At 72.3% G+C, this 21,880-nt stretch carries 20 protein-coding genes; 10 read left to right on the top strand and 10 right to left on the bottom strand.

Annotated features, from left to right (window positions below):
• Positions 1-119 precede the first annotated feature (119 nt).
• Together ACFY29_RS12770 and ACFY29_RS12765 are read right to left on the bottom strand one after the other, a co-directional pair.
• A complete protein-coding gene (locus tag ACFY29_RS12770; protein ID WP_386985583.1) occupies positions 120-2,423 on the bottom strand; it encodes an esterase-like activity of phytase family protein in 2,304 nt (767 codons plus the stop codon).
• A gap of 60 nt (positions 2,424-2,483) precedes the next feature.
• Positions 2,484-3,563: a hypothetical protein gene (locus ACFY29_RS12765; protein ID WP_386985581.1), complete on the bottom strand. Its 1,080-nt coding sequence runs from the start codon at positions 3,561-3,563 to the stop codon at positions 2,484-2,486.
• 141 nt (positions 3,564-3,704) lie between these two features.
• Between ACFY29_RS12765 and ACFY29_RS12760 the strand changes: the two genes are divergently transcribed.
• Both ACFY29_RS12760 and ACFY29_RS12755 read left to right on the top strand, forming a co-directional pair.
• Positions 3,705-4,457 carry a TIGR03089 family protein gene (locus ACFY29_RS12760; protein ID WP_386985579.1) on the top strand — a complete coding sequence of 251 codons (753 nt, stop codon included), beginning with the start codon at positions 3,705-3,707 and terminating at the stop codon, positions 4,455-4,457.
• A gap of 187 nt (positions 4,458-4,644) precedes the next feature.
• Complete coding sequence (locus ACFY29_RS12755; protein ID WP_386985577.1) at positions 4,645-5,607, top strand: zinc metalloprotease; 963 nt, start codon at positions 4,645-4,647, stop codon at positions 5,605-5,607.
• Between the two features lie 506 nt (positions 5,608-6,113).
• Here ACFY29_RS12755 and ACFY29_RS12750 read toward each other — a convergent pair.
• On the bottom strand, positions 6,114-6,377 hold the full coding sequence (locus tag ACFY29_RS12750; RefSeq protein ID WP_386985575.1) for a hypothetical protein: 264 nt from the start codon (positions 6,375-6,377) through the stop codon (positions 6,114-6,116).
• On the bottom strand, positions 6,374-6,649 hold the full coding sequence (locus tag ACFY29_RS12745) for a DivIVA domain-containing protein (protein WP_386986701.1): 276 nt from the start codon (positions 6,647-6,649) through the stop codon (positions 6,374-6,376). The genes ACFY29_RS12750 and ACFY29_RS12745 overlap by 4 nt, the downstream gene beginning before the upstream one ends.
• 367 nt (positions 6,650-7,016) lie before the next feature.
• Here ACFY29_RS12745 and ACFY29_RS12740 point away from each other — a divergent pair, with 367 nt between their 5' ends.
• Entirely contained in the window at positions 7,017-7,244 is a 228-nt protein-coding gene (locus ACFY29_RS12740; RefSeq protein ID WP_355600497.1) for a winged helix-turn-helix domain-containing protein, read from the top strand.
• A 141-nt stretch (positions 7,245-7,385) separates the two neighbouring features.
• Here ACFY29_RS12740 and ACFY29_RS12735 read toward each other — a convergent pair whose 3' ends face one another.
• Positions 7,386-9,065 (bottom strand): DNA repair helicase XPB, encoded by a 1,680-nt coding sequence (locus ACFY29_RS12735; RefSeq protein WP_386985573.1) that lies wholly within the window; start codon positions 9,063-9,065, stop codon positions 7,386-7,388.
• A gap of 174 nt (positions 9,066-9,239) precedes the next feature.
• Here ACFY29_RS12735 and ACFY29_RS12730 point away from each other — a divergent pair, with 174 nt between their 5' ends.
• Together ACFY29_RS12730 and ACFY29_RS12725 are read left to right on the top strand one after the other, a co-directional pair.
• Entirely contained in the window at positions 9,240-10,127 is an 888-nt protein-coding gene (locus ACFY29_RS12730; RefSeq protein WP_386985571.1) for a L,D-transpeptidase family protein, read from the top strand.
• A gap of 96 nt (positions 10,128-10,223) precedes the next feature.
• A complete protein-coding gene (locus tag ACFY29_RS12725) occupies positions 10,224-10,460 on the top strand; it encodes a hypothetical protein (RefSeq protein WP_386985569.1) in 237 nt (78 codons plus the stop codon).
• Positions 10,461-10,496: 36 nt separating this feature from the next.
• Here the strand turns inward: ACFY29_RS12725 and ACFY29_RS12720 are convergent, their stop codons facing one another.
• Positions 10,497-12,980 carry a helicase-associated domain-containing protein gene (locus ACFY29_RS12720; protein WP_386985567.1) on the bottom strand — a complete coding sequence of 828 codons (2,484 nt, stop codon included), beginning with the start codon at positions 12,978-12,980 and terminating at the stop codon, positions 10,497-10,499.
• An 84-nt stretch (positions 12,981-13,064) separates the two neighbouring features.
• Here ACFY29_RS12720 and ACFY29_RS12715 point away from each other — a divergent pair, with 84 nt between their 5' ends.
• Together ACFY29_RS12715 and ACFY29_RS12710 are read left to right on the top strand one after the other, a co-directional pair.
• Positions 13,065-13,688, top strand: coding sequence for an HAD family hydrolase (locus ACFY29_RS12715; RefSeq protein ID WP_386985565.1), 624 nt, complete (start codon positions 13,065-13,067; stop codon positions 13,686-13,688).
• Between the two features lie 28 nt (positions 13,689-13,716).
• A complete protein-coding gene (locus ACFY29_RS12710) occupies positions 13,717-14,103 on the top strand; it encodes a cold-shock protein (RefSeq protein ID WP_030329652.1) in 387 nt (128 codons plus the stop codon).
• On the opposite strand, the gene ACFY29_RS12705 is transcribed toward ACFY29_RS12710, so the two are convergent.
• Positions 14,064-14,912: a 1,4-dihydroxy-6-naphthoate synthase gene (locus tag ACFY29_RS12705; RefSeq protein WP_328422849.1), complete on the bottom strand. Its 849-nt coding sequence runs from the start codon at positions 14,910-14,912 to the stop codon at positions 14,064-14,066. The genes ACFY29_RS12710 and ACFY29_RS12705 overlap by 40 nt on opposite strands.
• 961 nt (positions 14,913-15,873) lie before the next feature.
• Here ACFY29_RS12705 and ACFY29_RS12700 point away from each other — a divergent pair.
• Complete coding sequence (locus ACFY29_RS12700) at positions 15,874-16,749, top strand: helix-turn-helix domain-containing protein (RefSeq protein ID WP_386985562.1); 876 nt, start codon at positions 15,874-15,876, stop codon at positions 16,747-16,749.
• 17 nt (positions 16,750-16,766) lie between these two features.
• On the opposite strand, the gene ACFY29_RS12695 is transcribed toward ACFY29_RS12700, so the two are convergent.
• Together ACFY29_RS12695 and ACFY29_RS12690 are read right to left on the bottom strand one after the other, a co-directional pair.
• The gene (locus tag ACFY29_RS12695) at positions 16,767-17,417 is read right to left on the bottom strand and encodes a futalosine hydrolase (protein ID WP_386985560.1); all 651 of its coding nucleotides are present in this window, start codon (positions 17,415-17,417) and stop codon (positions 16,767-16,769) included.
• On the bottom strand, positions 17,414-19,003 hold the full coding sequence (locus tag ACFY29_RS12690) for an MFS transporter (RefSeq protein ID WP_386985558.1): 1,590 nt from the start codon (positions 19,001-19,003) through the stop codon (positions 17,414-17,416). The genes ACFY29_RS12695 and ACFY29_RS12690 overlap by 4 nt, the downstream gene beginning before the upstream one ends.
• Here ACFY29_RS12690 and ACFY29_RS12685 point away from each other — a divergent pair.
• Positions 19,002-19,931: a DUF3027 domain-containing protein gene (locus ACFY29_RS12685; protein ID WP_355600477.1), complete on the top strand. Its 930-nt coding sequence runs from the start codon at positions 19,002-19,004 to the stop codon at positions 19,929-19,931. The two genes, ACFY29_RS12690 and ACFY29_RS12685, sit on opposite strands and share 2 nt — an antisense overlap.
• 36 nt (positions 19,932-19,967) lie before the next feature.
• Here ACFY29_RS12685 and ACFY29_RS12680 read toward each other — a convergent pair whose 3' ends face one another.
• On the bottom strand, positions 19,968-20,213 hold the full coding sequence (locus ACFY29_RS12680) for a DUF2530 domain-containing protein (protein WP_328422861.1): 246 nt from the start codon (positions 20,211-20,213) through the stop codon (positions 19,968-19,970).
• Between the two features lie 88 nt (positions 20,214-20,301).
• On the opposite strand from ACFY29_RS12680, the gene ACFY29_RS12675 reads away from it, so the two are divergent.
• The gene (locus ACFY29_RS12675) at positions 20,302-21,780 is read left to right on the top strand and encodes an NCS2 family permease (protein ID WP_386985556.1); all 1,479 of its coding nucleotides are present in this window, start codon (positions 20,302-20,304) and stop codon (positions 21,778-21,780) included.
• The last annotated feature ends 100 nt before the right edge of the window (positions 21,781-21,880 follow it).

The raw sequence follows: 21,880 nt of genomic DNA, 5'->3' as shown, positions 1-21,880 counted from the left end.
ACATCCGCGCCCGCCCGCAGAGGCGACGAGGCCCGGCGCCCACGTTGGTGGACGCCGGGCCTCGGCGGCTCATCCGGCCGGTGCCGGAGCGGGCGGACAGCCCCACCGGCGATACCGGATCAGCGGTGTCCGAAGACCTTGCGGCTGGAGCCGAGCCGTAGGAGGACCGTCTCGCCGGTGGCGTCCTGCACCGCGTCGTTGTCGGTGATCGCGTACACGTCGCCGTTGCCGGCCACGGTCAGACCCTCCAGCTTCTCCTGCGTCCACCCGTTGGTGGCGCGCAGTGCGGGCAGCACGTCGACGGCGAGCGTCTTCGGCAGCACCGTCAGCGGACCGGCCGGTGCCGCCGCACCCGGCAGCGGCACCGTGTAGACGCGCTTCACCGTGGCGGCCGGGCCGTTCAGCTTGTCCCGCTCGATGACCGCGAGCCGGTCGCCGACAACGGTGATCTCGGAGAGGCCCATCCAGTCACCCGGCACGCTGGTGCTGCCCAACTGGTAACCGAACCAGCTCCAGGTGCCCGCCGCGACGTCGTAGCGGCCCAGCCGGACCACACCGGCCGGATCGGTGCTCAGCTCCCGCTGCACGGCCACCCAGACGATCTCCCGACCCTGCCGGTCGGTGGTGGCGGTGACCCCCTCCAGGCCCTGCTTGGCCAGGCCGGCGGCGACCTCCGTGGGCAGCGGGACGGTCTGCCGGGTGACCCCGGAGGCGTCCAGCCGGACCAGCTTGTTCTCCGGGCCCTTGGCGCCCTCCACGGCGAGCCAGAAGCCGCCCTGCGGGCGGGCGAAGATGCCCTCCGCGTCGTACCCGACCGGCACGCCGGTCGCGTCCTTCACCGGCAGCGCACCGGTGATCACGGCCGGCGTCCGCTTCGCGTCGATGGTGAGGATCCGGGTCTGGCTGTATGCCGCGTCGGTGACGCTGTAGAGCTGGTCCCGCTTGCCGGGCACCGCCGTCAGCGCGCCGAGGGCACCCCAGCCGATCGGCGTGCCGGCCTGGTCCGTGTCGGAGACGATGCTCGGAAACGCCGGGGTGCCCTTGCCGAGCTGGAACAGCGACACCGAGGCCCGGACGTTGACCGAGGCGTCGTCCTCCTCGCTGGAGACAGCGAGCAGCCCTCGCGACGGGATGGGCAGCAGCCCTTCCGGCCCGTTGGTGGCCGGCAGCACCTGCTTGAAGACCGGCTTGGTGGGGTTGCCCAGGTCGTAGACGGCGACGAAGTTGCTGCGCTCCGAGCCGACGAACGCGTACCGCACGCCGTCGTACTCGGCGATGGCGACGCCCTCCGGCTCGGTGCCCTTCTTCCCGGCACGGTCCTCGTTGTGCAGCCCGTAGGTGACGGCGAGCCGCTCGAAGCTGTTGCCGGCGTCCCAGGCGACCCGCCCGTTGCGGCTGTCGAAGACGGACCAGCCGCGGGTGCCGCCCCGCCAGTCGCCCTCGTTGGCCGTGGCGAGGTAGCGGTCGTCGATCCAGGCGACCGCGTCCGGCTCGCGCGGCACATCGGTGATGGTGCCGGTCAGGTTGATCGTGCCGTCCTTGACGGTGTCGATCCCGCTGATGGTCGCCGTGCCCGCGCTGAACACCCGGGTGATCCGGCCGGTGGGCAGGTCGATCAGGGCGACGCCGTTGTTCTCCTGGAGGGTCACCGCCAGCTGGTTGTGGCTGTTGATCGAGACGTACTCGGGCTCCGGGTCGGTCGGCTCGGCGAGACCGGCCTGGACCAGCGCGGGCAGTGCCTGCCCGTTCGCGCCGGTCAGCGGGACGGGCCGCAGCCGCCAGCCGGCCGGGGTCTTGCCGGTGAGGTCGACGATCTGCACGAAGCCGGCCGGGAGCTGGGGCAGGTCGCCCTCCTCGCCGCCGGGCGGGGTGGCCTCCTCGTCGCGCTCGTTCTCGATGGCGATCGCGGCGTACCGCTGGTCCTTGCTGATCGCGATTGAGTCGGGCTGGCCGGCGAGGTCGAAGCTGGCGACCCGCTTGCGGCTGGCCAGCTCGATCACGTCCAGCCGGCCGGACGGCTCGGTGTAGCTGCTGCTGGTGTTCACCACCACCAGCACGTACTTGCCGACCACGGCGACCGACGTGGGCTCGTCCTCGGCGTTGCCGAGTTGGGCGAGGGAGAGGGTGCCGAGGCCGCGTGGGCGGTCGGCCCGGGAGATGTCGAGGAAGCCGATCCGCCGGGCCAGTGCGTCGGTGTGGATCAGGGTGCGGCCGTCCGGACTGACCGCCGAGATCTCGGCGACCGTCGGGGTCGCCGGGTCCTCACCGGCCGGACGGTTCTGGAAGACCGGGTACGTGGCAACCCGGTCGAAGGCCATCGGCCCGCCCTGGTGGTGCCGCTCGCCGGCACTCGCCGAGGTGGCGCCGGTGATGGTGGCGATCGCGACCCCGGCTGCGGTGAGCGCGGTGATTGCTCTTCTCACTGACAAGGAGTTCCTCCGTCTGCTGATACCCGGACGGAGGCTGACACCCGAGAAGGAGCATCAGCTTGCGCGGACATGAACAGCCGGCGAAGTGCGGCGCAGCCGCCACCAGGCGGCACCGATCAGGACCACGGTGACCACGGTGACCGCGACGTCGCCGGCCAGCGCCGCTGCCGGGCTCGCCGGGGAGTACGGCGGCACCAGGTACGCGAACGCGGCGGCGCTGACCAGGCTCGCCGAGCCGGCGGCGAGCACGTGTCGCTGCCGCCAGCCGGCGCGGGACGACCAGTATGCGATCAGGCCCCCGGTGCCGGCGGCGATCGCCAGCGCGATGGCCACCCCCGGCCAGCCGGGCGCCAGATCGGTGCCGAGGTGGACGAGGACGACCACCAGGCCCACCCAGAGTGGGTGCGGCGCTCGACGGACGCGTCGCGCCGTCGCCGTGCCCGTCTCGACGGCCGGTGTGTCGGTGGGTCGCGGGCGAGGACGTCGCCAGCGGGGCAGCAGGGCCGTCGCGATGAGGGCGAGCACCACCGCGGCGGCGAAGGTCAGCTGGAGCGGGCTGGCCAGGAAGCCCTTCCGGCCGCTGTCCGAGAAGATCAGCAGACTGCCGAGCAGGTAGATCACGCCGACCACGACGAGCCCCGGCCGGCCGAGCCACGGCCGCAGCCGGCGGCCCCGCCCGAGGAACGACTCGATGATCACGATCGGCGCGCAGATGGTCAACGTGATGTGGTTGCCCACGTAGTCGAAGGCCTGCCGGACGCTGAACCCGAGCCCTGGCACCAGCGTCGCCTCGGCGGCGGCCCGAGTGTCGGCGTACTCCGTGTCATCCAGGTAGCCGGGGTTGAACAGCGACTGGTCGACCAGGCCGGCCTGAAGCACGCCGAACGCGGCGGCGAGCAGCACGATCGCCGGCCATCCCGCGCCGAGGTGCCGGGCGGTCTCCCGGATCAGGATGGCCGCCCCGCCGTACATCGGGCCGAGGAAGATCAGCACCGGGAGGAAGTCGGCGAGGGTGAAGCCGCCCCAGGAGCACTCGGCGGCCCAGGGCGCGAGCAGCAGCAACGCGACCACCGGCACGAGCCGGCGGCGCAATGGGAGACGGTCGGCGGTGGCGGGGCGGGGCTCGGCCGGCATGGGCGCTCCTCGGCGACGCTTCGGGGTCACCCGTACCGTGCGCCAGCCACCCGGCCGGCCGCTACCGCCATCGGCCGACGGCTGGCGCGACCAAAGTCGTTGAGTAGGGTGGTTCCGACGTCGTCACCGGGGAGCGTGGAGATGCAGCCAACCGTCACGGCCGACCTGGCGGCGCGGCCCGCCGACGCCGAGCACCCACTGCTCAGCTACCGCGACGAGACAACCGGCGAACGGGTCGACCTGACCGCGCACCAGGTCGGTTCCTGGGCGGCGCGTAGCGCGGCTCTGCTGCGGGACGGCTGCGGGCTCGGCCCGGGCAGCCGGGTCGCGGTGCTGCTGCCGCCGCACTGGCGTACCGCCGCGGTGTTGTTGGGGGCCTGGGCCTCCGGCCTGGCGGTGTCGTTCCGGCCGCGCGCCACCGCGGGCCTGCCGGTCATCGAACCGGGCGGCGACCGGCCGTTCGACGCGGTCTTCGTGACCCCCGAACGGCAGGACGACTGGCTGGAGGACGTCCCGGAGGCACCGCACCGCTACCTCGTCGGCACCGGGCCGGGGCCGCTGGCCGACGTGCCGCTGGGCTGGTTCGACTGGTCCGCCGAGGTGCTCCGGTACCCGGACGCCACACCCGACCACACCGCCATCCACCCGTCGGACCCGGCCAGCGCGGACGGCACCACCTACGGCCAGTGGGGCGCGATCGCCCAGGGGATCGCCGAGATGCTCGACCTGCGTGCCGGTGACCGGCTGCTGGTCGACGCCGCCGAGCACGAGCAGCCGCTGAAGTGGTTGCTGGCTCCGCTCTCCGCCGGCGCGTCCGTGGTCATCAGCGCCAACCTCGACCCGGCGCGGCGGGACGCGGTGGTCGCCGCCGAGCAGATAACCCGGGTCCTCTGAGTCCCGTCATTCGGCCGGCGAAACCAAACAGCGCTCCGCGATCTTCTTCCGTTACATCGACGTCTGCCCTGCTCAGAGGGTCTTTTTTCGATGCCGTCGACGTGGTGTCATACCCGAACGACGACGTCATTGACCCGGTCATGACAACACCGCGTCGACCCGCACCGCCTCCCTGAAAGGTGCACCGATGCACAGGAGATCGACTTTCCGACTGGCCCTCCTCACCGCCACCGCTGCGACGTTCCTGACTTCCGGGGGCGCCTACGGCGCGGTGGGCGTGGCCGCGCCCGCGCCCGTCTCTCCGGGTGTCGCGGCGTGTGAGCCGGGCGCCGAGGCACACAGCGTGGCTCGGGTCGCCGAGGGCGCCACGGCGCACGAGCCGGAGCTGTATTCCAAGAACGAGGCGAACGCCTACGGGGTGATCAAGGATGCCCCGCGCCTGGCCAACGGCAGCGTCACCGTGCCGACGGTCTTCCACATGGTCTCCGACCATCCCCTCAGCGCGGCCGAGACCAACAGGTGGAACACCCTGATCGCGGCGCAGATGACCGTGCTCAACGACTCGTTCGCGGGCCGCACGGCGACGAGCGCCTCCAACACGCCGTTCCGGTTCTCGCTCATCGACACCACGTGGACGGTGAACAGCAACTGGTACACCGTCGAGCCGGGCAAGAACGAGCGGGACATGAAGAAGGCGCTGTACACCGGCGACTCCCGCACCCTGAACGTGTACGCGGCCAACATCGGCGGCGGGCTCCTCGGCTGGGCGTACTTCCCGAAGGGTTACAACAACGGCCGCGACTACATCGACGGCGTGGTGATGCTCGACGAGTCGATGCCGGGCGGCACGGCCGGCAAGTACTCCCTCGGTGACACGCTGACGCACGAGGTCGGGCACTGGCTGATGCTGGAGCACACCTTTGCGCACGGCTGCTCCGCCTCCGGCGACTTCGTCGCGGACACTCCGCGCGAGGCGGCGCCGCAGTTCGACTGCCCGGTGGGCGCGGACACCTGCACCGCACCCGGGCTGGACCCGATCCACAACTTCATGGACTACACGCAGGACTCCTGCATGGACATGTTCACCGCCGGACAGGCGGACCGGATGAGCGACGCCTGGGTGGCATTCCGGGCCGGCGGCGCCGGCTAGATCGGCACGTGTCGGGGTCGACGGGCAGCCGCGTGGCGGCTCGTCGACCCCGTCGCCTCACCCTTCCGGTGGAGCCGACGCGTTCCGCCATCTCTCACATTTTTCCTGCTCATACGCTTCGCCGAAGGCACGTGCGCTGTCGGAGCGCCGGCCACTTCCCACAGCGGCGGAGGGGATATGGCGTCGATCCGTGCACGTCGGACAGTGGTTTCAGTGGTGGCCGGCGGCCTGGTCGCCCTCGGTGTGCTGGCACCAGGGCCGGCTGGCGCCCCGCCGCTTCCCCGTGCGGTCCAGGTCGACGGTGCGGTCGACTCGCCCAGCCCGAAAGTGCCGCGTCCCCCGCAGCTTCCGGCGGATTTCCAGGGCACAGGCCGGTACATCGTCCGCGACCTCGGCATCGACGTGCCGTGGGCTGAGCGCGCGCCGCTCGCCTTGATCGACTCGGTGTCGGCGATATCGGGGCATCAAAGTGCCTTGATGCCGCCACATCGCCGAAGCGGAGTCGATCAACGACCACTCGGCCGCGCCCGGCTTGAGCAGGGCGACAGGTGATCGGTGGGCAACGCACACCGCGCCCCGCCGGGAAGTGGTCGGTCGCAGAAGACCCAATGGCGTACGCCCTGCTGGTCCTCGGCCGAGACGGTGACCCCGCCCGGCTCGACCCGCGCGTTGAGCCGGACCAGCACCCGGGCGGCGGTACGCGCGAAGATCCGGGCGCGGAGCAGGTCCGGCGCGGTGATCGGCAGGTGGATCACCCAACGCTCGCTCATCGGTAGCGGTGGTTCGCCGACTGGGCGCTCTGCCACGTACGCAGGGCGTTCTTGATCCGTACGTTCTCCTCCTGCACCGCGACCAGGGCGGTCTGCGCGACGGTGAGTTCGTCGGCCACCCGGTGCAGGAAGGCCCGGATCTCGACGGGATCGAGGCCCTGTCGGCGGACGTTGAAACATCGCTCGCGGATCTGCCACGGCCGCAGCGGCGTCCCTCGCTGGATTTCTCTCGTCGGACGTGTTGCGTCGCGTCGGCTCGCCAGCCGACGGATCAGGTTGCGCACGGTGACTGCCCTTCGTCGGATGGAGTCGACGTGAAGGGGCGGTCTCCGCCGGTTGCGGTCGGCGAAGACCGCCCCGCCCCGCGGCCGTTCCGGAGGTACGGCAGCAGGGCCGCGCCGGGGGAGCGCGGAGGGTGAGGTCTCGGCGGCGATGCGAGACCAGTACGAGAGGCGCCAACCGACCGCAGCAGCATCGCATCACCGAGAGCGACGCTACCGATACCTCTCACCTCTGTCAACGCTCTCGTACCTGCCAAACCTCGCTGATGCACTGGCTGCCGCTTCGCTTCCAGTTGTTGCCGCTCTCTCACCTGGTGCTCGATACTGGGCGGGCCAACCGACTGCAAGGGGCCACCACGTGCCGATTCCGCCAACCATGGACGAGTTGATCGACGATCTGCTGAGGCGGATCAAGGTCGGCGAATTCGAGCCTGGGTCGCAGATACCGTCCACCCAGGAGCTGTCCGATCACTACGACGTGTCGGTGTCGACCATCCATCGCGCGGTGGCGAGGCTGCGAGGCGAGGGTGTGCTGGTCGGTCGCCCGGGTCGCGGCGTCTTCGTCGCGGAGTCCCGCCGACGCTAGGCAGAATGCTCTGGCCGCTCGGCGTCAGGGCCGGGCTGACGGCCCGCACGATGACCAACTCCGTATCGGCGATATGGGGGTGTCGGGGTGCCTCGGACACCCCCATGTCGGGGATACGGAGTCGATCAAGGGCCGTCGGGCTCAGTCGAACGACGGCAGTGACGGGCCGAGGACGTCGTCGGCGTCCACGATGGTGTACGCGTACCCCTGCTCGGCCAGGAACCTCTGCCGGTGCGCCGCGTACTCGGTGTCGATGGTGTCCCGGGAGACCACCGTGTAGAAGTGCGCCTGTCGACCGTCGGCCTTCGGACGCAGCACCCGTCCGAGCCGCTGTGCTTCCTCCTGCCGGGAGCCGAACGTCCCCGACACCTGGATCGCCACCGCCGCCTCGGGCAGGTCGATGGAGAAGTTGCCGACCTTGGAGATGACCAGGGTGCGGATCTCCCCGGACCGGAACGCGTCGAACAGCCGTTCGCGCTCCTTGTTCGTGGTCGAGCCCTGGATGATGGGCGCGTCCAGGTATTCGCCGAGCTGGTGCAGCTGGTCGATGTACGCGCCGATCACCAGCACCTGGTCGTCGGGGTGCCGGTCGACCAGCGCCTTCACCACGGGCAGCTTGGTGCGCGCGGTCGCCGCCATCCGGTAGCGCTCCTCGGCCTCCGCCGTCGCGTACGTCATGCGCTCCGCGTCGGTCAGCGTCACCCGAACCTCGGTGCACTCCGCCGGGGCGATCCAGCCCTGCGACTCGATGTCCTTCCACGGCGCGTCGTACCGCTTCGGGCCGATCAGGCTGAACACGTCGCCCTCGCGGCCGTCCTCGCGTACCAAAGTCGCCGTCAGGCCCAGCCGGCGGCGGGCCTGGAGGTCCGCGGTGAACCGGAAGATCGGCGCGGGCAGCAGGTGCACCTCGTCGTAGACGACCAGGCCCCAGTCGCGGGCCCCGAACAGGTCCAGGTGGGTGAACGTGCCGCCGCGCCGCGCGGTGAGCACCTGGTACGTGGCGATGGTGACCGGGCGGATCTCCTTGCGCTCGCCGGAGTACTCCCCGATCTCCTCCTCGGTCAGCGAGGTGCGCGCGATCAGCTCCCGCTTCCACTGCCGGCCGGCGACGGTGTTGGTGACCAGGATCAGCGTGGTCGCCTTCGCCTCGGCCATCGCCGCCGCGCCGACCAGGGTCTTGCCGGCGCCGCAGGGCAGCACCACGACGCCCGACCCGCCGGCCCAGAACGCCTCGACAGCTTCCCGCTGGTACGACCGCAGCGTCCACGGCTTGCGGCCGTCCTTGCCGGCCTCGGCCAGCTCGATCGGGTGCGCCTCGCCGTCGACGTAACCGGCCAGGTCCTCCGCCGGCCAACCCAGCTTGAGCAGTGCCTGCTTGAGCCGGCCGCGCTCGGACGGGTGCACCCGGAGGGTGTCATCGTCGATCTTGTCGCCGAGCATGCCGGCGAGCTTCTTGCTCTTGGCGACCTCGATCAGCACCAGCCGGTCCAGCGCCCGCAGCACCAGCCCGTACGCCGGGTCGTTGGCGAGCTGGAGCCGGCCGTAGCGATCCATCGTCTCGGCCACGTCCACCAGCAGCGCGTGCGGCACCGGGTAGCGCGAGTACTTGATCAGGGAGTCGACCACGCCCTCGGCGTCGTGACCCGCGGCTCGGGCGTTCCACAGCCCGAGCGGGGTCAGCCGGTAGGTGTGCACGTGCTCGGGAGAGCGCTCCAGCTCGGCGAAGGGCGCGATCGCCATCCGACAGGCCTGCGCGTCCGGGTGGTCGATCTCCAGCAGCAGGGTCTTGTCCGACTGCACGATCAGTGGTCCACCGCTCACGCCAGCGTCCTCTCCTCGGTTGGCCGTCCGGCCGGGACGGGGCTGAATACCCGCCGCTGACCGACCATCCAGTGTTGCACGGTGCGGGGTGTCGCAAGAAAGATGCTCACCAGACGCAACCGTCACGGCAGTGACGAACGTCTAGGAAAGGGACGACTGTCCAGGGGAGGTCCCATGAAGCGTGTCCGGATCATTTCCCGGCTGGTCGCCCTGATGGTGGTCACGTTGGTCGGCGCCGGTGCGTGCGCGTTCGATCCGCAGGCGGGCGGGGGTGGCGGCGGGGGAGCCGCACCGGCGGGCGCGGCGGAACAGGCAACGGGGGCGAGCGGCACGTCCGGGCCGGACCAGCGCGGCCGGCCCACGCCGGCCGCGCCGGCGCCGACGCCGACCCGGAGCGCCACGCCGAAGCCCACGCCCAAGCCGACCCGCAGCACGCCGGCACCGGCCACCAGCACCGCCGCGCCGGCCGCCGGCTGCCCGCAGGGCGAGCACCAGCGCGCGGTGGAGACGTACCTGGCCCGGTTGGGTGGGTTCGGGTCGGTGACCGTCGACGGCCGGCAGTCCGCCGCCGACTGCGCCGCGATCAAGAAGTTCCAGCGGCGGTACGGCATCCGCCCCGTCGAGGGTCGCGCAGGGCCGACCACACACGACGTGGCCCAGCGGCTCGCCACCACCGAGACGGCGCGCTGCAAGGCCGGCACCGGCACCACGTTCTGCGTGGATCTCACCCGGCAGACCGTCTGGGCTCTCCGGGGCGGCAAGGTGATCATGGCGCCGACGGTGACCCGGACCGGAATGTCCGGCTACCGCACCCCGGCCGGCACGTACACCGTCAACTACCGCAACCCGAAGGAGTGGTCCGACCCGTACGAGGTGTGGCTGCCGTACTGGCAGCACTTCACCCAGGGGATGGGCTTCCACGAGACCACCACGTACCTGCACGAGAAGTCGATCGGCTCACACGGCTGCGTCAACCTGCTGCACGTCGACGCCGTCCGGATGTGGGAGTTGGGGAAGGTGGGCACCCGCGTGGTGCTGATCGGCCGCCGTCCCGGCACCTGAGCCACGTGGCGAATCGCGGGGGATAACCCCCTGTCCCACCGGTCCCTTGAGTGACACCCTGGGAGTACAGGGCCGGACCGGGCGGGGAGGCTTGGCATGACGGTCGACCGTGACGTGATCGAAGTGCACGAGCAGGCACCACCCGACGAGGTGTCCCGCGCGACCGTGGTCGCGTACGCCGTCGCGGCGGCGCTCCTCGTCGGGTGGTTCCTCTTCGGCTGGCTGGTGCTGCGGCAGGGCTTCGTCGACTCGGTCGGGGAGTCCGCCGGCGCCGGCTTCGCGCTGCTGCTGGTCGTCTCGGTCGTCGGCACCGTACGCCGCAGCCGACGCTGACCGGCGCGCCCGGCGGCCGGTCGGCGGCGATGCTGGTCAGTCCGCCAGCACCGCCGCGGTGACCCGGTGCAGCGCGAAGGTGTGCAGCATCTCCGTCCGTTCGTCCTCGGCGCGCAGGTAGCCGGCGCCGATCGAGACCGGCTTGACCAGCCGGGACGCGGTCGCCCCGTGCGCGTCCACGTACCCCACCCAGACCAACGCCCGGTCCCGGACCGCCTGCTGGAGGACGGCCAGCGCCTCGCTGTGCGTGTGCACCGGCACCGGGCCGCCACCGAGCCCCGCCGCCCCGCCGCGCACCACCGCCGGTGCCCGTCGGGCCGCCCGCGCCGCCGCCTCACCCCGCCGGATCTGCTCCACCACGCCGAGCAGCCGCGGCATGGGCAGCTTCTGGGTGGCCACCGGATCCAGCGTCCAGCTGGTCGACAGCACTCGGGCGGGGGCCCGCCGGATCCTTGGCCGGGACAGCACGGTGCTGCCGCTGGCGTCCTCCGGCACCGGGGCGTACCCGGCGTCGCGCAGCGCGCCCAGCAGCCGACCGACCTGGTACGGGGTGCTCAGCACCGTCGGGGCGAGCCGGCGCAGATTCAGCGACTCCAACCGCCGGTCGGCCAGCACCTCGGTGAGCAGCGCCTCGTCGTCGCTGCGCAGGTACGCCCCGGCCGAGCCGACCCGCAGGCCGCCGTGCTTGCGGGCCACGTCGTCCACCAGGTAGCTCAGCCCCTGCGGCACCGGGGTACGGGACCGCCGCCGGAACACCTCGTGCAGGTCGTCGGCCGAGTAGCCGGCGTCCAGCGCCCGCCGCACGCTCGCCGTGGTGACCCGGTGCACGCTCGCCCCGCCGGCCGACTCGAGCTCGGTCATCGCCTCCAACTCGGCGGCGAGCGCCGGCTCGGGCGGCCCGGGCACCACCACGGTCAGGTCGGCCTGCACCAGGAAGTGGTCGACCGGGGCGGGCAGCAGCGCGTCCAGCGCTCGGGCGGCACCCGACGGGTCGCCGCTCTCGACATCGGCGTGCAGCCCCAGCGGGTCGCCGCCCCGCTCGTCGGCGGAGGTCAGGTCGACCAGCAGCAGTCGGCCGTACGAGGTGAGCGCCCCCAGGCCGGTGACGCCGAGCTGCGCCGCCTCGGTCAGCACCTCCCGGTGGGCGGCCTCCCGGCCTCGGCTGCGCCGTGGCGCCCGCCAGTCCAGCAGGTCCTGCACCTCTTCCGGGGTGGGAGCGGTCGCGGGCTCCAGGTCGGCGAGTACGCCGAGCACCCCCCGCCGGGTGGGCGGCGCGCCGGCCCGCTCGACCTCGGCGGAGAGCGCGGTGATCGGCCGGTCCCGGTCGTCGCGCCGGCCGACCAGCCCCACCTGTCGGGTCATGGTCAGCCACGCGCGGGCCAACTGCTCCCAGCGCTGGGCCAGCGAGGCGGCCCGCCACACCTCGTACCCGCCGGTCGGCAGTACCTGCTGATCCGCGCCGTACCGGGTGGTGGTCACGCCGGGTAGCTCCATCTCGCCGGCGAGCCCTGCCGCGTACGCCACCTCCAGCAGCAGCGCGGTGGTCGGCTCGTCCAACCCGGCGGTACGGGCCAGCCGGCGCAGGTCCCGGACGCCAATGCCGCCCGAGCGCAGCACCGGCGCGGGCTCGGCGGCGAGCTGCTCCAACAGCCCCTCGGTGTGCCGGACCACCTCCATGGTCTGCCCGGCTCCGGCCGAGTCGACCGCCTTCGCCTCGCGTGGCGCGGCGGCCACCGGCGGCGGGCTGGTGCGCAGCGGCCCGAGCGGGCCGCTGTCGCGGCGCAGCAGCAGGCCGACCTCGCGGGGTAGCTCCACCGTGCCGCTGGTCGTCGACGAGCCGTTCGAGATGGGAACGAGCAGCCGGTTGTCGACCAGCCAGCGCACCGGGGAGCCGGTCGGGGCGCCGCCGTTGGTCGGGTCCGAGAGCACGGTGTCCTCCGCCCCGAGCGGCGGCGCCTGCAACGCGCCCGGGGGCACGCTGCCCACCGGTGGTCCGGCCGCCAGCCGGTCCAGGATCGCCCGGGCAGAGGGGGGCGCGGCGAGCAGCGTCCGACGTAGCTTCGCCGGGTCCGCGCAGAGCGCGGCCGTGCGCGGGTCCAGCTCCGCGGCGGGGCGGCCGAGCCCGGCGGGGTACGGGGCGACCTCGTCGACGGCGGGGACCACCTCAAGCGCGTGCTCCGGGCCGTACAGCAGGAAGAGCGCGCGCAGCCGGCCGACGGCGGCCCGGACGGCCGTCGGCGCCGGTGGTTGCGGTCCGCTGGTCGCCATGGCGAGCACCGCGTCGGTGGCGGTGGTGCCCTCGTCCGGGTCCCGGGTGAGTCGGGCCGCGTCGAGGATCTGGAGGGTGAACTGGTCCAGTCCGTCCAGCGCACGGGCCACCGAGACCCGGGACTGAGCGCGGATGGCCAGGGCGGAGATGTCGGCCGGTACGGGCACGACGAGGTCGGGCCGCAGCTGGAGGAGCGCGGCCAGCGACTCGTCGGGCAGCGACCGCAGGTGGTCGGCGAGTGAGGTGGTCATCGTCTTCCCACGCTAGCCCGGCAACGACCCGTCGCGCCCGTCGGACGTCCGCCCGGCCGGGAGTCGCCGGGTACGTTTCTCGACATGCCCGCACTGACCGTCGGATTCGATCTCGACATGACCCTGGTTGACTCCCGCCCCGGCATCGCCGCGGCCTTCCGGGCGCTGACCGCCAGGACCGGCGTGCCGGTGGACGCTGACCTGGCGGTGTCCCGGCTCGGCCCACCGCTGCGCACCGAGATCGGGCACTGGTTTCCGCCGGAGCAGGTCGAGTCGGCCGTGCACATGTTCCGTGAGCTTTACCCGGCGTACGCGATCACCCCGACGGTGCCCCTGCCCGGAGCACAGGCGGCGATCGACGCGATCCGCGCCCGGGGCGGCCGGGTGCTGGTCGTCACTTCCAAGCTCGGCCGGCTGGCTCGGCTGCACCTGGACCACCTCGGCCTGGTCGTCGACGAGCTGGCTGGCGACCTGTTCGCCGAGGAGAAGGCCACCGCCCTGCGGGAGCACGACGCGACCCACTACGTCGGGGACCACGTGGCGGACATGGTGGCAGCGGGGGTGGCCGGGGTGCCCGGAATTGGCGTCGCGACCGGGCCGTGCTCTCCGGACGAACTGCTCGCGGCCGGGGCGGAAGTGGTGCTGGATGATCTCACCAGATTCCCAGCGGCGCTCGACGGCATGATCCAGCTAGCCTTGGAGCAGTAGACGGCTCAAGTGAAGCAGGGGATCTCAGGTGCCTACGGGTCGAGTGAAGTGGTACGACACGGCCAAGGGATACGGCTTCGTCACCAGTGACGAGGGCGGCGACGTTTTCCTGCCCAAGGGCGCGCTGCCTGCGGGTGTCACCGACCTCAAGGGCGGTCAGCGGGTCGACTTCAGCGTGGTGGACAGCCGGCGGGGTGCGCAGGCCATGGGCGTCAAGCTGCTGGACGCGCCGCCGTCGATGGCGGAGCTGCGCCGCCGGCCGGCCGAGGAGCTGCACGGCCTCGTCGAGGACATGATCAAGGTGCTGGAGGCGAAGGTGCAGCCGGACCTGCGCCGAGGCCGGTACCCGGACAGGAAGGCCGCGCAGAAGATCGCTCAGCTGGTCCACGCGGTCGCGCGCGAGCTGGAGGTCTGAGGCACCAGCCCGGCGTCGGCGGCCCGGTCTAGCAGCGCCGCGACCGCTGCGAAACCGGCCTCGCCGAGGTCGGCGGTGAACTCGTTGACGTAGAGGCCGATGTGTCGGTCCACGACGTCGAGCTCCATCTCCTGGGCGTGCGCGAGCACGTACTCCCGACTGGCCGCCGGGTCGGCCCAGGCCTGCCGGACCGATTCGCGGACCCAGCCGGCGGCGGCCTGCGGGTCCACCGCGCCGCGTCGCGCCAGGATCGCGCCGAGGGGAATGGGCAGGCCGGTGTCGGCCTCCCACCACTCGCCGAGGTCGACCAGCGCGGTCAGGCCGTGCCGGTGGTAGGTGAACCGGGCCTCGTGGATCACCAGCCCGGCGTCGTAGCGGCCGGCCGCGACGCCCGGCATGATCTCGTGGAACGGGACCACTTCGATCCGGGCCGGCGGCCGCCCGGCCGACCAGAGCCGGAACAGCAGGTACGCGGTGGTCCGGTCGCCTGGCACCGCCACCGTGGCACCGGTCAGGTCGGTGCGGTCCGGCCCGCCGGCACGGTCGCCCCGGGTGAGCACCAGTGGCCCGCACCCGCGACCGAGCGCGCCACCGCAGGGCAGCAGGTGGTAGTCGTCGAGCAGCCAGGGCAGCGCCGCGAAGCTCACCTTCACGAGGTCGAACGCGCCCTGCTCGGCCGCCGTGTTGGTGACGTCCACGTCGGCGTACGTCACCTCGACCGGCGGCGCGCCGGGCACCCGACCGTGCACCAGGGCGTGGAAGACGAACGTGTCGTTGGGGCAGGGCGAGATCGCCAGGGAGAGCGCCACGCCCCCACGTTAGCCCCGCCCCCGCCCAGCCACCCGCGCCCACCCCACCGGCTGTGACCCGGCCCGGTTGCCCGCCTGGTCGCTCGCCTGGTCGCTCGCCTGGTCGCCGGCCTGGTTGCTCGCCTGGTCGCCGGCCTGGTCAGCGGCCTGGTCGCCGGCCTGGTTGCTCGCCTGGTCGCCCGCCTGGTTGCTGGCCCGGTTGCTCGTCCCGCGCTATCGGTCATTCCAGCCCGACGTGCTCCGCAGCGGCCACCAGGGGCAGACGTGTCACCTCGCTGCCTGTCGAGCTGCCCCAGATATGGGGCAGTGGCCTGCCGGAGGGTGGGCCGGGATGCGCCGGCTGGTCGGACGAGTTCGGGCGGAGCCGGCCGGTCGGGCGAGTTTGGGTGGGGTCGGTTGGTGGGGCGAGTTTGGGTGGGGTCGGTTGGTGGGGCGAGTTCGGGCGGAGCCGGCCGGTCGGGCGAGTTTGGGTGGGGTCGGTTGGTGGGGCGAGTTTGGGTGGAGTCGGTTGGTGGGACGAGTTCGGGTGGGGTCGGTTGGTGGGGCGAGTTCGGGCGGAGCCGGCCGGTCGGGCGAGTTTGGGTGGGGTCGGCCGGTCGGGCGAGTTCGGGCGGAGCCGGTTGGTCGGGCGAGTTGGGCGGAGTCGGTTGGTGGAGCGAGTTCGGGTGGGGTCGGTTGGTGGGGCGAAGTCGGGTGGAGCCGGCTGGCCGGGCGGGAGTTCGGGCGGAGTTGGTTGGTCGGGCGAGTTCGGGTGGGGTCGGGCGGTTGGTCGCGCACCCAGCCGGTTCGCTGCGGCCACTTTCTTGGCACCCGGCTCTGCCCCACATCTGGGGCAGCTCGACAGGCTCGGAGCACAGTGCCCGCACCTCTGTCAGCCGTGGTGGGAGACCCGTTCACCGAGTTATCCACAGGACGGATCGGGGCTGTTGACGGCGCTCGGCCGATTGAAAAGCATGGACGGGTGGTTGACGGGGACGGGCTCATCAATGTGGGTGCGGCGTTGCGTTCGCTGCGTCGACGTGCGGATCTGAGCCAACGAGAGCTGGCCGAACGATCTGGTGTGCCGAAGAGCACGCTGGCGCGGATCGAGGCCGGGCGGGGCGGCGACCCGGGGTTCCGCACGGTGGAGCGGCTGATTCGTGCGGCCGGGGGTGAGGTGGCCTTCGCCGTGCCCAGCGATGCCCATGCCAACGCCCACCCCAGCGCTGCCCACCCAAACCCCCGCCGTAGCGACGTCGAGCCGCCGGACGAGCCACGGGACCAGCCACGGGACGAGCCACGGGATGAGGCGGGGCGCCGCTACCCAGCGCATCTCGACGTGCGACCGGTCCGAACACTCAAGGACTGGCCGGGCGCCTGGTGGGCGTACTCGTACACCCTGCCGCCGGAGCTGTGGCCGCTACCGGTGCCGGAGTGGACCTACGATCTCGACCGCGCTCGCCGCGACGAGAAGCGGAGGCGGCAACGGATGTTGGGGCGGGTGTCCTACCGGCGCGACGTGGGCGGGGCACCGGAGACGTCGCGGCGGTTCCTCGCCGAACTGTCTGACGGGGAGATCGTCGGTGAGCTGCGGGCGCACGAGCGGAGTGTTGATCTGCTCCTCGGTGACGACCTCGGTGATCGGCGCGAGCTGGTGCTGGAGAGCGTGGTCGTGGTGCCCGAGCTGCGATGGCTGGGTATCGGGCGCCGCCTGGTCGAGTTGCTGGTGGCGGAGATGACCGGGACCAGCATCCGGACCGTCCACGCCATTGCCGAGTACAGCATCGTCGACTTCCTGCTGGCCTGCGGGTTCGAGCTGGAGGCGGCCCGGCCGTCGGCGCTGGCCCTACGGCTCTGATCTCGGCGTCCGCCGGGTCAACGCAGGGCCGGGGCTGCCGCGGTGAGGGCGGTGAGGGCCGCACGCAGCCGCCAGGCGTCCCGATTGCGGGGGCCGATCGGGTTGGAGATGGTGCGCAACTCGGCGAAGGGCACCCCGGCCTGCGCCGCGGCGACCGCCACCCCGTACCCCTCCATGGCCTCGGCGACCGCTTCCGGATGCCGCCGGCGCAGCTCCTCGGTGCTGGCGGCGGTGCCGGTGACCGTGCTGACCGTGAGCACCGGGCCGGCCGTGGCGGCCGGCAGGGCGGCCCGCAGAGTCGCCAGCAGCCGCGGGTCGGCCGGCACCACGCTGCCGCTACCGAGCAGCGCGGGCGGCATGCCCAGCTCGTCGACGGGGATGAAGCCGTCCGGTGACTCGGCGCCCAGGTCGGCGGCGATGCTGGCGGTGCCGAGCACCGTGTCCCCGACCGCGGCCTGACCGGCGAAGCCGCCGGCCACACCGGCGCTGACCACCGCTCGGTACGGCCGGCCGGCCGCCTCGGCCAGCGCCAGCATTCGAGCGGTGGCGGCGCCGGCCACGGCCGGGCCCACCCCGACCGGAGCCACGGTCACACTGGCGTCGGTCAGCCCGGCCCGGATCGCGTCCGCCTCGGCGGGCACTGCGGTCACCACCAGCAGGCCGGTCACGAGACGGACCCGGGGGACTCCCGGCGGGTGTCGTCGTCCGCGCCGCCACCCGGTCCGCCGACCGCCGACGAGGGGCGGTAGATGTGGTAGCCCGGTGGGGCCAGGCCCGGGTCGTCGAACTGTGGCGAGCCAGCCTGGTTGGGTGCCGGCGAGGTGGGCGTGGGGTCCGTCGGCTCGTCGTCGGCCAGTTCGTCGTCGCCCAGCGGCCGACCTGCCAGCTTCTCGCCGCGCAGCCGGGCGGCGACCAGCACACCCCGGACGGCGGCCAGTACGCCCACCCCGCCGGCGACCGCGATGCCCATCCGACCGTCGAACGGGACCAGCCCGAGCCCGCCACCGGCGACGAAGGCGAGCATCAGCACCGTCTCGGAGTGGGCGAAGGAGCTGGCCCGCAGCCGCTCCGGGATGCGCTCCTGGATCGAGGCGTCCACGGCCAGCTTGGAGACACCGCTGGCCAGAGCGGTGACCAGGCAGAGCAGGGCGACCATCGGCAGCGAGAACTGGATGACGGCGAGCACGGCCACCCCGGCCACGATGACCATGCTGCTGGACTGGATGGCGGTCGGCCGATGGATGCGCAGCCGGGTGCCGATGGCGGTGGCCAGGAAGGTGCCGACCGCCAGCGCGCCGCCGACCAACCCGAGCGCCCACTCGGCACCCAGGTCCCGGCCGAACACGACGGTGGTCAGGTCGCCCTTCTTGATCGCGAAGGCGAGGAAGAGCAGCAGGAAGCCGTAGACCGCGCGCAGGGTCGCGGCACCGATCAGGGTGGCGATCACCAGCCGGCCGGCCGGGCGGCCCCGACCCAGTGGCCGGTCGCCCCGGCGTCGGCCCAGCGCGCGCAGCGCCCGAGGGACTCTTTCCGGTGGCTCGGAGTCGGCTTTCGGTGGCAGGCGCAGGGAGATCACCATGCCGACCAGGAAGATCACCGAAGCGACCCGAAGCGGCCACTGCGGCCCGAACCAGAACGCGGCCAGCCCGATCGGCGCCACCAGTGCGCCCGCCACCGTGCCGTAGACGCTGGCCCGGGCGCCCACCTGGGAGAGGCCGAGCCCTTCCGGCAACAGCCGGGGCACGGCCGCCGACCGGGCCACGCCGTACGCCCGGGAGAGCGCGAGCACCCCGAACGCGGCCGGATAGAGCCCGAAGCCGTGGATGTAGTCGGAGATCAACCAGGCCAGGAACGCCCGGCCGAGCATGGTGGCGGCCAGGGCGTATCGCCGGCCATGCCGGAAATGGTCCAGCAGCGGACCCACCACGGGGGCGAGCATCGCGAACGGCACCATGGTCACCAGCAGATAGAGCGCGACCTTGCTGCGGGCCTCACCCAGCGGCACGTTGAAGAAGATCGTCCCGGCCAGGCCGATGGCGATCAGAGTGTCGCCAGCGCAGGAGACGGCGTGCAGGTCGAACAGCCGGACCATGCCGACTTCGCCGCCGGCGCCCCGGGCCCGGGCCCGGCCGGCTCGGCGGGTCATCCAGCGCCCGCTGCCCACCGAACCACGCAGCAGCAGACGGACGGCGCGGATGCCGGTGCCGACGGTCCGCCCGAGGACGGATCGCCCGGAGCGGGAGTACGACGGCATGTGCACCATCCTTGCCCATCTGATCCAGGTACGCCGCACCACTGCGGCGAAAGGTTCCCCGGGAGTCCCTGTCACCCCTGCGGGGCGCATGGGGAACAATGGTGAGGTGACCAGGCCCGTCTCCACCCGTGCCGCCCGTCTCGACCAGGTCTGCGCCGCTGCCGTCGAGGTGGCCCGCGCTGGCATCACCGAGGTGGACGCCGACGATGTCGGCGACCACCTGCAGGTCGTGGCCGAGGGTGATCGCCTGGTCACCCATTACTTCGAATGCCGCCTCGCCGGCTACCGCGGCTGGCGGTGGGCGGTCACCGTCACCCGGGTGCCGCGCAGCCGCACGGTGACCATCTGCGAGACGGTGCTGCTGCCCGGCCCGGACGCGCTGCTCGCGCCGGGGTGGCTGCCCTGGCAGGAGCGGCTCAAGCCGGGCGACCTGGGCCCGGGTGACCTGCTGCCGACCTCGCCGGACGATGACCGGCTGGTCCCCGGCTACCTGCTCTCCGACGACCCGGCGGTCGAGGAGACCGCCTGGGAGTTGGGCCTCGGGCGAGCCCGGGTGCTCTCCCGGGAGGGCCGCGCCGATGCCGCGCAGCGCTGGTACGAGGGTGACCACGGCCCCGCCGCAGCCATCTCCGCTTCGGCGCCGTCCGCCGCCCGCTGCGGCACCTGCGGGTTCTACCTGCCGCTGGCCGGTGCCATGCGGCAGGCCTTTGGCGCGTGTGGCAACTTCTACGCCCCCGATGACGGCCGGGTGGTGAGTGCCGACCACGGTTGCGGCGCCCACTCCGAGACGCTGATCGAGGCGGCCGAGACCGCCGTCGAGGAGTTGCCCACGGTGTACGACGACAGCGCGGTGGAGGCCATGTCGGTCAGTCGCGCCCCGGGCTCGGTGGAGGCCGCCGAGCCGGCGGAGCCGTACGGGCACTCCTGACGGTCTGCGCCGGGTGTCCCGGCGCACCCGCCCGGGTCAGCTCGCGCGGCGGCGGCGTCGGTTGGCGTCGTGCCGCAGCATCACGGCGAGACCGGGGAAGCCCCACAGGAAGCCGGCCAGGCAGGTCCACAGCCAGTTCTCGTGATCGTGCTCGGTGAGCCAGCCCCGGAAGAAGATCAACAGGACCAGCCCGGCCACTGCCCACGCGATCAGCCCGGCGACGGCGAACGGCACCATCGGCGGGTCCAGCGGCGCGGGCCGCGGTGGCTGCTCGTTCGGCATCGCGCAAGCGTACGCGATCAACTTCCCCTGCCGACCCGCGATCTGGGACGATGCGCGCGACAACCGGAAGATCACCTGCGAGGACCTGATGGCAGTAGAGCCGCCCGAGAACGGCACACCACCCGACCCCGCTCACCCGCGTAACGGCTTCGACCGGTTCTTCGAGATCTCCGCCCGCGGCTCGACGGTGAGCCGTGAGGTACGCGGTGGCCTGGCGACCTTCTTCACGATGGCGTACATCGTAGTGCTCAACCCACTGATCCTGGGCGGTGCCGTCGACGGTGATGGCAAGACCCTCCCGATCCCCGCGCTGGCCGCGGCGACCGCGCTGGTCGCCGGCCTGATGACCATCCTGATGGGTGTGGTGGGCCGGTTCCCGCTGGCGCTCGCCGCCGGTCTCGGTGTCAACGCGCTGGTGGCGTACGAGATCGCCCCCGAGATGACCTGGGCCGACGCCATGGGCCTGGTGGTGATCGAAGGTGTGATCATCGCGGTACTGGTGCTCACCGGCCTGCGGACTGCGGTGTTCCGCTCGGTGCCGACCCAGATGAAGACCGCGATCGGGGTTGGCATCGGCCTCTTCCTGACCATCATCGGCCTGGTGGACGCCGGCTTCGTCCGGCGGATCCCGGACGCCGCCAACACCACCGTCCCGGTCGGCCTGGGCATCGGCGGCAAGCTGGTGAGCTGGCCGATGCTGGTGTTCGTGGTGGGTCTGCTGATCACCCTGGTGCTGGTGGTCCGCCGGGTGAAGGGCGCGATCCTGATCGGCATCCTCGCCTCGACGGTGCTGGCGGTGATCGTGGAGGCCATCGGCAACATCGGCCCGTCGTTCGTCAACGGTCAGCCCAACCCGAAGGGCTGGTCGCTGAACGTGCCGGAGCTGCCGAAGACGGTGGTGGACCTGCCGGACCTGTCGCTGCTCGGCAAGTTCAACGTGCTCGACTCGTGGGGCCGGGCCGGCTGGCTGGTCGTGCTGATGTTCGTCTTCACGCTGCTGATCACGGACTTCTTCGACACCATGGGCACGATGGTCGCGGTGGGCCAGGAAGGCGGCCTGCTCGACGAGAAGGGCACCCCGCCGAAGGCCAAGGAGATCCTGCTGGTCGACTCGATCGCCGCGGCGGCCGGCGGCGCGGCCAGCACGTCCAGCAACACGTCGTACATCGAAAGCGCCGCCGGTGTCGCGGAGGGCGCCCGGACCGGGGTGGCCAACCTGGTCACCGGCGTGCTCTTCCTACTGGCGATGTTCCTGGCGCCGCTGGTGGTGGTCGTGCCGTTCGAGGCGGCCTCGACGGCCCTGGTGGTGGTCGGCTTCCTGATGATGACCGCCGTGCGGACGATCGACTGGTCCGACTACGAGATCGCCATCCCGGCGTTCCTCACCATCGTGCTGATGCCGTTCACCTACTCGATCTCCAACGGCATCGGCGCTGGCCTGATCACCTTCGTGGTGGTCAAGCTGGCCAGGGGTAAGGCCCGGGAAATCCACCCGCTGCTGTACGGGGTGGCCGCGCTGTTCGTGCTGTACTTCCTGCGCGGGCCGATCGAGTCTCTGGTGCGCTGACCGCACGTCCGGGCGGGGAGCCCAATCGGATTCCCCGCCCGGGCCAGCACAAACTTCCTCGTGAGCCTGATCATATCGGATGTCGTTAGCCAGGCTCATT

Origin of the sequence: Micromonospora sp. NPDC000668 (genome assembly GCF_042897975.1) — a bacterium.
Classification (GTDB): Bacteria; Actinomycetota; Actinomycetes; order Mycobacteriales; family Micromonosporaceae; genus Micromonospora.
This window is presented reverse-complemented; position numbering and strand designations above follow the sequence as displayed.